Raw genomic sequence first — 13,262 nt, 5'->3', positions numbered from 1 at the left:
GCCTCAGGCGCCGAGGACGTGGGTCAGGTGCGGGCTGGCGAAGACGCGGTGCGGGTCCAGGCGGTCGCGGATCGCCCGGAAGTCGGCGAAGCGGGGGTACGCCTCGGCGAGTGACGCCGCGTCGCGGTAGTGCAGCTTGCCCCAGTGCGGGCGACCGCCCAGCGCGGCGGTCACCTGCTCGAACGCCTGGAAGTACGGCTCGTACGGCATGCCGACGTACTGGTGCACGGCGATGTACGCGTTGTCCCGGCCGTAGCCGTGCGACAGCCAGATGTCGTCGGCGGCGGTGAAGCGCACCTCGACCGGGAAGAGGATCTTGAACGGGAGTTCGTCCACGATCCGGCGCAGCGCGGCGAGCGCCTCGGGCAGCGCCGCGCGGGGGAGGCCGTACTCCATCTCCACGAAGCGGACCCGGCGCGGGGTGCAGAACACCCGGTCGGAGCGTCCGGTGTACCGCCGTTCGGTGAGCGCCCGGGCGGAGACGGCGCTGATGCCTGGTGCCAGGGCCGGCACGGCCCGACCGAGGCGGCAGGCGCCCGCGAAGACCCGGTTGGACAGGAAGTCGTCGTCCAGCCAGCCGCGCCAGCGGGACAGCGGCCGGTCGTTGGCGGGTACCCGGTCGTTGGCCTTGACCTGGACCCGGGACGTGTAGGGGAACCAGTAGAACTCGACGTGGTCGTGCCGGCCGATCAGGGCGGGCAGGTCACCGAGCACGTCGTCGAGGGCGGCGGGGCGTTCGTGGGCGTGCAGCACGAAGGCGTCCACGCAGCGCAGGGTCACCTCGACCAGGACGCCGAGCGCGCCGAGCGAGACCCGGGCGGCGGCGAAGACGTCGGGGTGCTCGTCCGCGGAGCAGTGCAGCACCTCGCCCGTGCCGGTGACCAGGGTGAGGGCTTCGACGAAGGTGGAGAGGCAGCCGTAGCCGGCACCGGTGCCGTGGGTGCCGGTGGAGATGGCGCCGGCGATGGTCTGTGCGTCGATGTCGCCCAGGTTGGGCAGCGCGAGGCCGTGCCGGGCGAGCAGTCCGTTGAGCGTGTGCAGGGGCATCCCCGCCGGTACGGTGACCAGTCGGCGTGCGACGTCCACGCTCACGCCGGTCTCCAGCTCGGACAACTCCATCCGCCGGTCGTCGGCGAGGGCGACGGCGGTGAATGAGTGGCCGCTGCCCGCGACGCGGATGCGGCCGCCGACGGCGGCGGCGTCCCGGACGGCTTCCGCTACCTCGTCCGGCGAGCCGGGCCGCAGGATGGCGGTGGCGCTGCCACGCTGGTTGCCGGCCCAGTTGGACCAGGGTGCGGTGAGCGGTGCGGTGCCGACCATGCGCGCTCCTCATTCATGAATATGAACTGACTTCATATCAGGAACGTTGTCCCTGGTAAATACCGCAATTGCGGTCCGCTCGTTGTACCGGTAGTCACGGACTCGTGACGTGGAGATATGTTCATCCGTCGAAGGGGGGTGGCGCCGAGTGTCCACACCAGCCGCCACGACCGGGCCGCTGCGCCGCGTACCGGTGCAGGGTCGAAGTGTCGCGCGGGTACAGCGCATGTTGGACGCCTGCGCCGAACTCGTCGACGAGGTGGGGTACGAGGGGCTGACCACGACCCTGCTCGCCGAGCGCGCCGAAGTGGCGATCGGGTCGGTCTACCAGTTCTTCCCGGACAAGCGGGCGATCGTGCAGGCGTTGACCCTGCGCACGATGGAGTCCTACCTGCAACGGCTCGACGAGCGCTTCGCCTCCGACGAGATGACCCACTGGTGGGACGGCGTCGACGCGGGGATCGACGAGTACATCACGATGCACCGCACCGTCCCCGGTTTCCGTACCCTGCACTTCGGCGACGTGGTCGACCTGCACCTGCTTGACGAGCAGCGGGACAACAACGGCGTCATCGCCGACCAGTTGGCCCGGGTGCTCACCGAGCGTTTCGGGCTGACCGACGTGCCGAAACTGCGCTTCGTCCTGGAGATTGCCGTGGAGGCCGCCGACGCGTTGATCAAGCTCGCGTTCCGGCGCAAGTCGGACGGCGACGAGCGGGTCCTGCTCGAGGCGAAGGCGCTGATCCGGGAGTACCTGCACCGCCAGGTCGACGGGTGCCAGAGCGAGCAGCGCGCCGAGGCCACCCAGTCCGCCTGACCTGGCGGTGCGCGTGAGCTACAGGAACGCGTGGCCCTCGCCGCGGTAGGTGGGCACGGTCGCGACGACCGTGTCCCCCTCGACCAGGTGCAGTTCGTTGACCCGTTCGCACAGCTCGCCCGCCTTGGCGTGCCGGAACCACACCCGGTCGCCGACGCGCAGGGTGGCCGCCGCCGCGCCGGAGAGCGGGGTCTGCACCTCGCCGGCGCCCTCGGTGCCGACCAGCTTCAGGCCGGCCGGCAGCCACGGTCGGGGCAGTCGGCTGTCGGCGGCCTGGCCGGAGGCGATCCAGCCGCCGCCGAGCACGGTCGCCAACTCCGGCGTCGGCCGGCGGACCACCGCGCAGGCGAAGAACGCCGCCGGGGTGGGCCGCCAGGCGCGGTACGCGTCGAACAGCGTCGGCCCGTACAGGCCCGATCCCGCGGTGACCTCGGTGACCGCGGGATCGGCGCTGGTCGCGGCCACGCTGCCGGTGCCGCCGCCGTTGACAAACTCCAGGTCGGCGTGCTCCCGTACCGCCGCCACCGCCGCGCCCCGGCGGGCCAGCAGCTCGCGGTAGGAGCCGCGCTGGGCCAGCCTGATCGCGCCGGCCAGCAGCGCCCGCCCGGGCGGCGCGTCGCCCAGGCCGGCGATCTGCGCCTCGTACGACATGAGCCCCACCAGCCGGAAGCCGGCGCGCCCGGCGACGGTGGCGGCGAGCGCGCCGGCCGCCCGGGCGCTGTGCACCGGCGAGCGGCGGACGCCGACGTGCACCCCACGCAGCGGTCGCCAGGAGGCGTCCAGGTCCAGACAGAGCCGTAGCTCAGCGCGCTGCCCCGGGGCGCGGACGGCGTCGACGAAGTCGAGCTGGCCGGTGCCGTCGATCATCAGGGTGATCGCGGCGGCGAGCGTCGGGTCGCCCGCCAGTTCGGCGAGCGCCGCCCGGTCGGCGCTCGGGTACGCCACCAGCACGTCGTCGCTCAGTCCGGCCCGGACCAGCCAGATCGCCTCGGGCAGGGTGAACGCCATGACGCCCTGCCAGCCGGTTCGGCGGAGCGCCCGGCTGATCAGGTCCCGGCTGCGTACCGACTTGCTGGCCAGCCGGATCGGCTTGCCCGCGGCGCGGTCGGCCAGGGCGGCCGCGTTGGCGTCGAAGGCGGTGAGATCCACCACGGCGTACGGGGGGTCGAGATGGGCGGTCGCCCGGTCCAGGCGCTCGCGCAGTTTGTCGCTTTCGATGGCCACGTGTGCACGCTAACTGTCCGACGATGAATGCGAAATACCCTCGCATACGTCCCGGGCTGCGGTCGATGGCTTCGGCGGCCTAGGCTCAGCGAGCAGGAGAATGTCGCCGGTGGGGCGGCCCCCACCGGGTCTAGAGTGTTCCACCGGGGGTGCCCAGCGATGGGCCGGCACGTGGAGGTACGGCCATCGAAAGCCAGAACAGCGGCGAGTCGCCCGGCGTGTCGCGCGCGGGTGACCAGTCGGGCAACGCCGCCAACCAGTCCAGCGGTGGTCAGGTCGACGCGTCCGGCTACGCCGCGATCCGCTCGGTACTGCGGATCAGGCCCTTCCGCCGGCTCTGGATCGTGCTCGGCGCGGCCTCCTTCGGCGACTGGCTCGGCTTGCTGGCCACCGCCCTGTTCGCCGCCTCGCAGGTGCAGGGCAGCACCGCCCAGGGTGCCGCGTTCGGCGGGGTCACCGCGATCCGACTGCTGCCCGCGCTGGTGCTCGGCCCGGTCGCCGGCGTCTTCGCCGACCGGTTCGACAGGCGCTGGACGATGGTCATCTGCGACCTGCTGCGCTTCGTGCTCTTCGCCTCCATCCCGCTCTACGCCCTCAGCGGCGCCGCCGGTGGCCTGGTGGTCGGCTGGGCGCTGATCGCCACCTTCCTGATCGAGTCGCTCACCCTGCTCTGGATCCCGGCCAAGGAGGCCGCGGTCCCCAACCTGATCCCACGGGCCCGCCTGGAGGCGGCCAACCAGCTCACGTTGATCACCACGTACGGCCTCACCCCGGTGGCTGCGGCCATCGGCCTCGCCGTGCTCGACCGTGGTGTCAGAGGCGCTGTGGGCGGCGACCTACCCGACTGGGCCGAACCGGCTCAACTCGCACTCTGGTTCAACGCCTTCTCCCGGCTCGCCACCGCGTTGGTGGTGGCGTTCGGGATCAAGGAGATCAGCGACGCGCAGCGCGGCGAGGCGGGGCGTTCCGAGCAGAGCATGTTCCGGCAGTTCTCCGAGGGCTGGAAGTTCATCGGCCAGACCCCGCTCGTCCGCGGCCTGGTGCTGGGCATCTTCGGCGCGTTCGCCGGCGGCGGCATCGTGGTCGGCACGGCCAAGTTCTTCGCCAACTCACTGGGCGCCGGCGATGCCGCGTTCTCGCTGCTGTTCGGCGCGATCTTCGTCGGTCTGGCGCTCGGCATCGGGCTCGGCCCGATGGTCGTCAAGGAGATGTCCCGGCGTCGCTGGTTCGGCATGAGCATCGTGCTGGCCAGCGCCGCCGTGATGACCCTCGCCTTCGCCATCCACCTGTCCATGGCGATCGTCGGCGCGGTGCTGGTCGGCGCCGGCGCAGGGATGGCCTTCCTGGCCGGCACCACGCTGCTGGGCGGGGAGGTGGCCGACGAGGTACGCGGCCGGGTGTTCGCGGTGGTGCAGATCGGCACCCGACTGGTGCTGATCCTGGCCATCGGGCTGAGCAGCGTGTTGGTCGGCGTCGGTGGCTCGCGCAAGCTGGAGATCGCCGACCTCGGCATCTCCGTGTCCTCCACGCGGCTGCTGCTGCTCGCGGCCGGCGCCGCCGGCATCTTCGCCGGGATCAGCGCCTTCGGCCAGATGGACGACAAGAAGGGCGTCCCGGTCCTCGCCGACCTCTGGGGTTCGATCCGGGGCCGTCCGCTGACGCCGGCCGAGCCGTTCGTCTCCGCCGGGCTGTTCGTGGTCTTCGAGGGCGGCGAGGGCGCCGGCAAGTCCACCCAACTCGCCGCGCTCGCCGAGCGGCTGCGCACCGACGGGCGCGATGTGCTGGTCACCCGTGAGCCGGGGGCGACGGCCGTCGGCCGGCGGATCCGGTCGCTGGTGCTGGACACGTCCGGCGACGAGGCGCCGTCCCCCCGCGCCGAGGCGCTGCTCTACGCCGCCGACCGGGCGCACCACGTGGCCTCCGTGGTCCGGCCCGCGCTGGTCCGCGGTGACGTGGTGATCAGCGACCGGTACGTCGACTCGTCGCTCGCGTACCAGGGTGCCGGGCGCACGCTCCCGGTCGACGAGGTCTCCTGGCTCTCCTCCTGGGCCACCGGCGGCCTCAAGCCCGACCTCGTGGTGCTGCTCGACGTCGAGCCGCGGACCGGCCTGTCCCGGGTCGCCGCGCGCAGCGGGGAGGCCGACCGGCTCGAGGCCGAGTCGATCGCCTTCCACGAGCGCGTCCGCTACGCCTTCCTCGACCTCGCCGCCGCCGACCCGAAGCGTTACCTGGTGCTGGACGCGTCCCGGCCGGCCGACGAGATCACCGGTCTGGTGGTCCGGCGCGTCGAGGAGATGCTCGGCAAGCCCGGCGGCATCGTGCACCCCCGACCGGCGCAGGGCCCGGACACCTCGGTACAGCCCGAGTTATCCGACGCGGAGCTGGTGACGATGGAGCACAAGACCTGATGCCGGACGTCTTCGCCGACCTGGTCGGTCAGGACGAGGCGGTCACCGAACTGCGCCGGGCCGCCGCCGCGGCGGCGGCCGTGCTGCGCGCCGCCGCGTCCGACCGGACGCCCGCGCTCGTCGCCGCCGGCGAGGCCGATCCCGCCCCCGACCCGACCGGCGGGATGACCCACGCCTGGATCTTCACCGGGCCACCCGGCTCCGGTCGCTCGGTCGCCGCGCGGGCCTTCGCCGCCGCCCTGCAGTGTGCGTACGGCACCGGTTGCGGCGAGTGCCCCGGCTGCCACACCACCATGGGCGGGACCAACGCCGACGTCCGGATGGTGGTGCCGGAAGGGCTCTCCATCGGCGTCGGCGAGATGCGCGCGCTGGTGCTGCGCGCGGCCAGCACCCCGTCCGGCGGGCGCTGGCAGGTGGTGGTCATCGAGGACGCCGACCGGCTCACCGAGGCGGCCGGCAACGCGCTGCTCAAGGCCGTCGAGGAGCCGCCACCGCGGACGGTCTTCCTGCTCTGCGCCCCGTCCACCCACCCGGACGACATCTCGGTGACCATCCGGTCGCGCTGTCGGGTCGTACCCCTGCGGCAGCCGCCGGCCACCGCGGTGGCCGAGGTGCTGGTCCGTCGGGACGGCATCGCGCCCGACGTGGCGCAGTGGGCGGCGGCGGCCGCGCAGGGGCACGTCGGTCGGGCCCGCCGGCTGGCCCGCGACCCGGAGGCCCGCAAGCGGCGTGAGGCGGTGCTCGCCGTGCCGCGCCGGCTGACCGGCGTGGGCGCGGCGTTCGACGCGGCGTCCGCGCTGATCGAGGCGGCCGAGGCGGAGGCCGAGGCGTCGGTCGCCGAGGCCGACGCGGCCGAACGGGCGGCGCTGGAGACGGCGCTCGGCGCGGGCGGCACCGGCCGGGGCGCGGCCGGCGCGATCCGGGGTGCGGCCGGTCAGCTCAAGGAGCTGGAGAAGCGGCAGAAGTCGCGAGCCACCCGCGCCCAGCGCGACGCGCTGGACCGGGCGCTCGTCGACCTGGCCGGCTTCTACCGGGACGCGCTCACCATGGCGCTGCGCGCACCGGTCGACCCGGTGCACACCGACACCGCCGCGCTCGCCGGCGCCGGGGCCCAGAAGTGGGACGCCGAGGGGTCGCTGCGCCGGCTGGAGGCCGTGCTCGCCTGCCGGGCGGCGATCGACGCGAACGTCAAGCCGCGCATTGCCGTGGAGGCGATGATGCTCGCCCTCTGGAAGGGCTGACCCGCAGCTCCCACCGGTTGTCCACAGCCATCGACACGTGCGATTGCTGTGCGGTACGGTCCGGTGTGCCGTGGTGACGGTGACGGCACGCTCAGTGAGGACCCATCCGGGAGGAGTCGCCGATGCCGCGGGGGGAGATCGACGAGGCCTGGATCGAGGAGGCGGTGCGGCGCTACCGCCGTATCGAGTCGTTGCAGGCCGAGTTCGACCAGGCCGTGTCGACCGTCGAGGTCACCGTCCGCTCGCCGGACGGCCTGGTCGAGGTGGTGGTCACCGCAGCCGGGCGTATCACCGACGTGCGGTTCCTGGGGCCGTTGCACGCCCGCAGCCCGCGCGACGTGGCCGGCTCGGTGCAGGCTGCGGTCACCGCGGCGGCGGACGCCGCCGAGTGGGCCCGGGAGAAGCTGCACAACGAGACGTTCGCCGCCTACCGACCGCTCGCGGGGGCCTGACATGGACACGCTGCGCGCGCTCTCCGCCCGGCTCGACGAGGCGAGCGCCACGCTCACCACCCTGTCCCACACCGTCACCGCCAGCGATCCGGCCCAGGCCGCGTTCGGCGCGGACGCGCCGGGCCGCCCCGGCGAGATCGGTCGTGCCCTGCACCGGCAGTGGGCCGCCGCCACCGACGACCGGGCCCGCGAGGCGCGAGCCGCCGCCGGCCGCCTCGCCGCCGCCGCCTCGGCGGTCCGCGAGGCCGCCGACCGGTACGCCGAGGTTGACCGCGCCGCCCGCCGCCGGATCACCGGAGAGCCGTGATGGACCCACTGGACCGGCTCGCCGAACCCGGCCTCGACCTGCTGCGCCGGGTGGACGCGTTGCTCGCGGCCGGTGTTCCCGAAGGCCATCGGGTGTGGCCCCTGCTCCGCCGGATGCAGGTGCTGCCGGGGGACGCCGTCCGGGGCTTCCTCGACCTGCACCCGGCGCCGCTCGCCAGCGCCGGGCACGCCGTGCGCCGGCTGGTCCGGGGGTACGACGACGTGGGCGCCGCGCTCACCGACCCGGTGCTCTGGTCCGGGCCGGCCGCCTCGGCGTACGGGCAGGAGCGTGCCGCGTTGCTGCGCCACCTGGACGAAGGCCCGGAGAGCCTGGTCGGGCGGATGGAGTCCACCGCCGGTTACGCGGACGCGCTCGCCGACTGGGTGGAGGGCAGCCGTCTCGCCCTCGCCCGGACGCTCGCCGACGTGCTGCGCTCGGCCGAGGCGGTGGCAGTGGTCGCCGCCACCGCCGCCGGTCCACCGAACCGCCTGACCCCGGTCGGGCCGGGCGTCGCCGACGCGGCCGAGATCGCCGCGCGGGTGCTGGCGGTGCTCTGCGTCGCGTACGACGGCGCCGAGACCCTGCTGCGCCAGTGGGCACCGAGCCTGGCCGAGTCCTCCTGGCGGCAGCCGATCCAGGGCCGTCCCCGCTACGACCAGCACACCCGGGTCGGCTGGTAGTTCCGGACCGCTCGCGGCCAGGGCCCCAGGCTGGTTCGCGGCGTTGTCGCGGTCTCGGCTCGCCCGCCGGCCCTGGTGTCGTCGGCGGACCGGCCACGGCGTCGCTCGTGGGCGCCAGAGCAGATTCGGCGTCCACGGCGACGCCGTGGTCTTCCCCCTGCACCCCCCGCAGGTCTGCCTCCACTCAACGCCGCCCGGCGGCGTTTGTCCCCTCTCCGGGCGCGGATTCAACCGTCCGGGCGAGGACCATCGGCACGACGGGTGGCCCGGCAATCGGTCGAGTCGACGGTCATGAATGGCATTGGAGGTATCGCCCCGACGTCCTTTGCGGTGATCCGTCGTAGGGTGGGGGGATGGGCATGCTCTGCGCGGTCAGCTTCAACCGGTACGGGCGCCTCTACTACCTCGACCCGGGCGACCTGCGTCCGCAGGTGGGCGACCGGGTGCTGGTGCCGACCGACGACGGCCCCGAGGTGGCCGAGTGCGTCTGGGCCGCCCAGTGGGTGAGCGAGGAGACCGACGGCTTCCCCCGGCTGGTGGGGTTGGCCGGCGACGACGACCTGCGCCGTGACGAGGCGCTGCGCCGCCGCAAGGCCGAGGCGAAGGTGGCGGCGAAGCGGCTGATCCGCGCGCACGGCCTGCCGATGAAGGTGGTGGCCGTCGACCACGTGCTCGGCTCCGCCGACGGCGGCGGCGAGCGCAGCACGGTCTACTTCACCGCCCCGCACCGGGTGGACTTCCGGTCACTGGTCCGCGACCTGGGCGCCACCCTGCACTGCCGGGTCGAGCTGCGCCAGCTCTCCGCGCGCGACTCGGCACGGGTCCAGGGCGGTATCGGCTCGTGCGGTCGGGACCTGTGCTGCGCCACGTTCCTCACCGACTTCGAGCCGGTGACCATCCGGATGGCCAAGGACCAGGACCTGCCGCTCAACCCGCTGCGCATCTCGGGAGCCTGCGGTCGGCTGATGTGCTGCCTCAAGTACGAACACCCGCTGTACCAGCGCTTCCAGGAGACCGCGCCGGCCGTCGGCAGCCGGGTGACGACGCCCGAGGGCAGCGGTCGGGTGGTCGGCCACAGCGTGCCCCGCGACGCGGTGACCGTACGCCTCGACGCGGACGGCTCCCGCTGCTCCTGCTCCCGCGCCTCCGTGTGTGCTCCGAGACAAGCCCACGACCAGCACTACACCCCCTAACCCCCGGTCCCCCCCCCGGCCCCCGGTCCCCCCCGGTCCCCCCGCCTGACCCCGTTGATCATGAAGTTATTGCCATCGCTGTCGGCGTGTCGGAGCAATAACTTCATGATCGACGGGGGTGTGGGTCTGTCAGGTGAGGACTACCGGGGGTTCCGTTAGGTGGGGTGTCAGGGGGGTTTTGGGGGTCAGCCAGCTTGCCGTGGGGGACTGGTCGGGGTTGACCTGCCAGTCGCGGGAGACCCGGTCGACGCCGATCGGATAGACGGTCAGCGTGCCGTCCGGGTCGATGCGGATCCGCAGGAAAGACTTGGAATCCTCGATGCCCTGACCGGCGAAGAGTTCGTTGACGTTCACCCCGAAGGCACCCGCCACCAGCAGGTACGCCGCGACCAGTTGGCTGGCCAGCAGGCCGATGACCGGGCCGTACAGCACCACCGCGGCGACCGCCGGCAGCGGCCACGGCCAGAAGTAGAACGGCAGCGCCAACCAGACCCAGGTGCCGCCGGCAGCGAGGGCCACATGGGCCACACCGTGGCCGACGCCGAGCAGCCAGTGCCGCGCGTGCCGCTTGCCGCTGGCGCTGGGCGGCTTGGCGAACAGGACCGCCGCGATCACCGTCACGAGCACCATCAACACCAGCGGTACGCTGAACAGCCGCTGATTGGTGCTGTCCGCCCAGTTCGCCGTCGCGCCCGCCATGGCCAGCATCAGCAGGGTATGCAGGGTGCCGAGCAGGGTGGCGAAGCCCGGGTTGCGGAACGGCAGTCGACCGAAGATGCCCCAGCCGTAGCGGCGTGAGCGGGCCGCGTCCGGATAGCGCGCCACCAGGTCGTACGGCTGGGTGCGGCTGGCCCGCCGGGCCAGCGTGTCGCGCGGCGGCACCTCGATGCGCTCGGGCAGCTTGTGGGTGGGGTACAGGTACGCCCCGCCGCCGCCGCAGGTGATCAACTCCCGGTCCGGACCCGCGTAACGGGCGTAATGGTGCAGGTCCCCGGAGAGCAGCAGCCGCACCCGGGCCCCGGTCGGGCCGATGATCGTCCGCACGAAGTAGTCGATCGAGTCGTACGCCGTCGGCTCGTCGGCGGCCTTGACCCAGGTCGGCGACGGCGTAGCGATGATCACCTTCGACTCGGGGGTGAGCCGCCGGGCCACCTCGTCGAAGTAGGCCAACTGCGGATCGTCCAGGTACGAGCCGGACTGGTCGTCCACGCCCAGCAGCCACCAGCCGGCCGGCAACTCGACGGCGAAGTACGACCGTGACTGTCCGGTACGCCAGCCGGCGAAGTTACGGTCCCGGGAGCGGACGAACAGGCGCAGGAAAGCGGTCAGGCCGTCGTACCAGTCATGGTTTCCCGGCACCGCGAACAGCGTGGGACGGTCGGGCGGCGTCGCCGGCAGTGCGGCCTGGTACGGGCCCTTGCAGCGGTTCTCGTACTCCGCGTAGGCCGCCGACGGGTAGACCTGGTCGCCACCCATCACCAGGGTCTGCGCGCGGGGCAGCCGGTGCCCGTCCACGGTCAGCTCCGGCTGCGCGAGCAGGTACGCGACGGAGTAGGTGGCGTGGAAGCCGTCGCCGAGGTCGGCCACGTAGTCGAGCCAGAGCCCACCGTCCGGCCCGGCCTGGCGGAAGACGCCGTCGCCGAAGGCGTTCTGCAATTCGCGCTTGTCGAGGTACGCGCCGAAGAGGATCGCCAGCAGCGTCCGGATGCCGGTGCTGATCAGCAGGAACGGCGCCAGCCAGGGCACCGGCTTGCGGGGGGTGAAGCCCAGTTCCAACGGGTCGGTGGAGCGTGGGCGGCGAGGAGCCGGCTCGCCGTCGGGTTGTTCGTCCGCCGGTGCCTGGTGATCGTCGCGTTCGTCAGTCACCCGCCGCAGCGTAGTACCGGTCTCCGTGCAGCGCTGTCCGGTAATTAGCCGGATGGCGGAGGTTGTCCGTTTGGCGGTGTCGGGAGCGTCGGGGGTATCCCGCTCGGCCCGGGGCTGCGGGGTGCCGTACACTTGCTGATCGTTGCCGCCTTAGCTCAGTCGGCTAGAGCGACGCACTCGTAATGCGTAGGTCGACGGTTCGATTCCGTCAGGCGGCTCGGTACGGAAGCCCAGGTCATCATCGGCCTGGGCTTCTGCGTTTCCCATGGTCGACAAGAGCGCCGCCGGCCGTGCCAGTCCGCAAATAGTCCGCATCCCGCGCGGCGACCGCTTCATCCAGCCGGTTGGCGACCGCGTCCAGGTCGTCACCGAAGAGGCCGGCGTACACGTCCAGCGTCATCGAAGGCTGGACGGTCCACGACTGCCCGACGAGGAGATCCGCTCTACCGGAGGACGTCACGGTCGCAAGGCTGCGACGAACGATTCGATCCGGTCCAGGTCGTCGGGTTGCAGGCCGTGGTTCGAGTTGGGCGCGATCAGAAGTGCTTGGCCACCGGCGGTCAACTGATCACGTGGAGGGCCTGGCGGGGGCAGTGCCTCATCGTCAGTCCAGACAAGTTTGCGACCCTGAGCCAGCACGGCGCGAGCCGCAGCAAGCTTCAATGGCCAACAAGCAGGACCCCGTGGCATCGGATCAGCGGTGATCGCCCGAGGCAGCGGGGGCAGGTGCCACAGGTACTCAAGCCGGCGCGCATCGAGGCACCATGTGGTGCACCAACGGATGTCCATGATGCCGGAAGCACGGAGGGACCGGATCCGGTCGATCAGCGCGGGCGCCCAGCGGACGACGTATGACACTTGGTCGGTGTCCGACCAGACCTGGCTCTTCCTGGGTGGCCCGCCCCAGCCTGGCCGGTTCGCGTTGATGACGCCATCCACGTCCAGCAACCACACAGGGCGTCCGGGAGGCAGGTCCGACTCTGCTTCCTCACCGTTCAATCCGGCCACGCCCGCACGATAGAGGAACGGCGGCAGGGGCCGAACCGGATTTGACGCGCCTGCGCGCAGTCCTCATCCAGTCCACAAGAGGTCGGCGGATCGCGGGGAGTGGTGTGCGATGTCGAGAGGTGTTTCGGCTGCTAGACCGCCATGTGCCCAGGCGGGTCGATCGCTCATCTTGATCTCGTAATGCGTAGGTCGACGGAGGACCTTGTGTCCAGTCCCTGTCGGCTGCGGCAATTCTCGCCCGGCGTCATCCCGAAGTAGGCCCGGAAAGCCTGGATGAATGCGCTGGGGCCGCTGTAACCGCTGGCCGTGGCGGTCGTGGTCACCGACTTGCCCTCGGCGATCAACCTGAGTGAGTGGTGCAACCGCAGCTGCGTCCGCCAGTGCGGGAACGACATCCCGGTCTGTTCCCGGAAAAGCCTGCTGAGGGTACGCGCACCGGCTCCCACGGCCGTGCCCAGTTCGCCGAGGGTGGCGGTCGGTGGGATCGTCGAGCAGGATCTCGGCAAGGTCCCGCAGCCGGGAGTCGGCGGGGTACGGCAGCCGCAGGCGCAACGTGGTCGCCCGTCGTAGCTGGTCAAGAGCCACGCGTTCGAGGTTGTCCCGTTCGTCGTCGGTCAGCTCCTCGCCCTCGGTGAGGCTGACGATCACCTCGCGTAGGAGCGGTGAGACGGCCAGGGCGGTGGGTTGATCCACGCCCAGCGGGTTCAGTGGGCGGTCGAACATGATGGCGCGCATGTCGGTGGGCC

At 72.2% G+C, this 13,262-nt stretch carries 13 protein-coding genes and 1 tRNA gene; 8 read left to right on the top strand and 6 right to left on the bottom strand.

The window, feature by feature from the left end; translation table 11 throughout:
• Positions 1-3: 3 nt before the first annotated feature.
• Positions 4-1,320 carry a D-arabinono-1,4-lactone oxidase gene (locus AC3EN4_RS02385; protein WP_435204301.1) on the bottom strand — a complete coding sequence of 439 codons (1,317 nt, stop codon included), beginning with the start codon at positions 1,318-1,320 and terminating at the stop codon, positions 4-6.
• 226 nt (positions 1,321-1,546) lie between these two features.
• Here AC3EN4_RS02385 and AC3EN4_RS02380 point away from each other — a divergent pair, with 226 nt between their 5' ends.
• Positions 1,547-2,137 carry a TetR/AcrR family transcriptional regulator gene (locus AC3EN4_RS02380; protein ID WP_422740896.1) on the top strand — a complete coding sequence of 197 codons (591 nt, stop codon included), beginning with the start codon at positions 1,547-1,549 and terminating at the stop codon, positions 2,135-2,137.
• A gap of 18 nt (positions 2,138-2,155) precedes the next feature.
• Here the strand turns inward: AC3EN4_RS02380 and AC3EN4_RS02375 are convergent, their stop codons facing one another.
• The gene (locus tag AC3EN4_RS02375; RefSeq protein WP_435204300.1) at positions 2,156-3,361 is read right to left on the bottom strand and encodes an amino acid deaminase/aldolase; all 1,206 of its coding nucleotides are present in this window, start codon (positions 3,359-3,361) and stop codon (positions 2,156-2,158) included.
• Positions 3,362-3,678: 317 nt separating this feature from the next.
• Here AC3EN4_RS02375 and tmk point away from each other — a divergent pair, with 317 nt between their 5' ends.
• From tmk to AC3EN4_RS02345, 6 genes are all read left to right on the top strand, one after another.
• Positions 3,679-5,769, top strand: a complete 2,091-nt coding sequence (gene tmk, locus AC3EN4_RS02370) for a dTMP kinase (RefSeq protein ID WP_435204390.1) — start codon at positions 3,679-3,681, stop codon at positions 5,767-5,769.
• Complete coding sequence (locus AC3EN4_RS02365; protein ID WP_435204299.1) at positions 5,769-7,010, top strand: DNA polymerase III subunit delta'; 1,242 nt, start codon at positions 5,769-5,771, stop codon at positions 7,008-7,010. Before tmk ends, AC3EN4_RS02365 begins: the two co-directional genes overlap by 1 nt.
• 122 nt (positions 7,011-7,132) lie before the next feature.
• Positions 7,133-7,462, top strand: coding sequence for a YbaB/EbfC family nucleoid-associated protein (locus AC3EN4_RS02360; RefSeq protein ID WP_355049259.1), 330 nt, complete (start codon positions 7,133-7,135; stop codon positions 7,460-7,462).
• A gap of 1 nt (position 7,463) precedes the next feature.
• Positions 7,464-7,769 carry a hypothetical protein gene (locus AC3EN4_RS02355; RefSeq protein ID WP_355049258.1) on the top strand — a complete coding sequence of 102 codons (306 nt, stop codon included), beginning with the start codon at positions 7,464-7,466 and terminating at the stop codon, positions 7,767-7,769.
• Positions 7,769-8,449, top strand: a complete 681-nt coding sequence (locus tag AC3EN4_RS02350; protein ID WP_422737897.1) for a hypothetical protein — start codon at positions 7,769-7,771, stop codon at positions 8,447-8,449. The genes AC3EN4_RS02355 and AC3EN4_RS02350 overlap by 1 nt, the downstream gene beginning before the upstream one ends.
• A 353-nt stretch (positions 8,450-8,802) precedes the next feature.
• Positions 8,803-9,642 (top strand): PSP1 domain-containing protein, encoded by an 840-nt coding sequence (locus AC3EN4_RS02345; RefSeq protein ID WP_422737898.1) that lies wholly within the window; start codon positions 8,803-8,805, stop codon positions 9,640-9,642.
• A 129-nt stretch (positions 9,643-9,771) separates the two neighbouring features.
• On the opposite strand, the gene AC3EN4_RS02340 is transcribed toward AC3EN4_RS02345, so the two are convergent.
• Positions 9,772-11,508 carry a metallophosphoesterase family protein gene (locus tag AC3EN4_RS02340; RefSeq protein WP_435204298.1) on the bottom strand — a complete coding sequence of 579 codons (1,737 nt, stop codon included), beginning with the start codon at positions 11,506-11,508 and terminating at the stop codon, positions 9,772-9,774.
• Between the two features lie 144 nt (positions 11,509-11,652).
• Here AC3EN4_RS02340 and AC3EN4_RS02335 point away from each other — a divergent pair.
• Positions 11,653-11,726, top strand: a tRNA-Thr gene (locus tag AC3EN4_RS02335).
• Positions 11,727-11,746: 20 nt separating this feature from the next.
• On the opposite strand, the gene AC3EN4_RS02330 is transcribed toward AC3EN4_RS02335, so the two are convergent.
• From AC3EN4_RS02330 to AC3EN4_RS02320, 3 genes are all read right to left on the bottom strand, one after another.
• The gene (locus tag AC3EN4_RS02330) at positions 11,747-11,908 is read right to left on the bottom strand and encodes a hypothetical protein (RefSeq protein WP_488179800.1); all 162 of its coding nucleotides are present in this window, start codon (positions 11,906-11,908) and stop codon (positions 11,747-11,749) included.
• A gap of 56 nt (positions 11,909-11,964) precedes the next feature.
• Positions 11,965-12,516, bottom strand: coding sequence for an HAD domain-containing protein (locus AC3EN4_RS02325; RefSeq protein WP_435204296.1), 552 nt, complete (start codon positions 12,514-12,516; stop codon positions 11,965-11,967).
• A 164-nt stretch (positions 12,517-12,680) separates the two neighbouring features.
• A complete protein-coding gene (locus AC3EN4_RS02320) occupies positions 12,681-12,911 on the bottom strand; it encodes a helix-turn-helix domain-containing protein (RefSeq protein ID WP_435204295.1) in 231 nt (76 codons plus the stop codon).
• Positions 12,912-13,262 lie beyond the last annotated feature (351 nt).

The sequence above is a fragment of the Micromonospora sp. bgisy143 genome (genome assembly GCF_057708145.1).
Note: the sequence above shows the minus strand (reverse complement) of the source record. Positions and strands in the feature narration are given on the sequence as shown.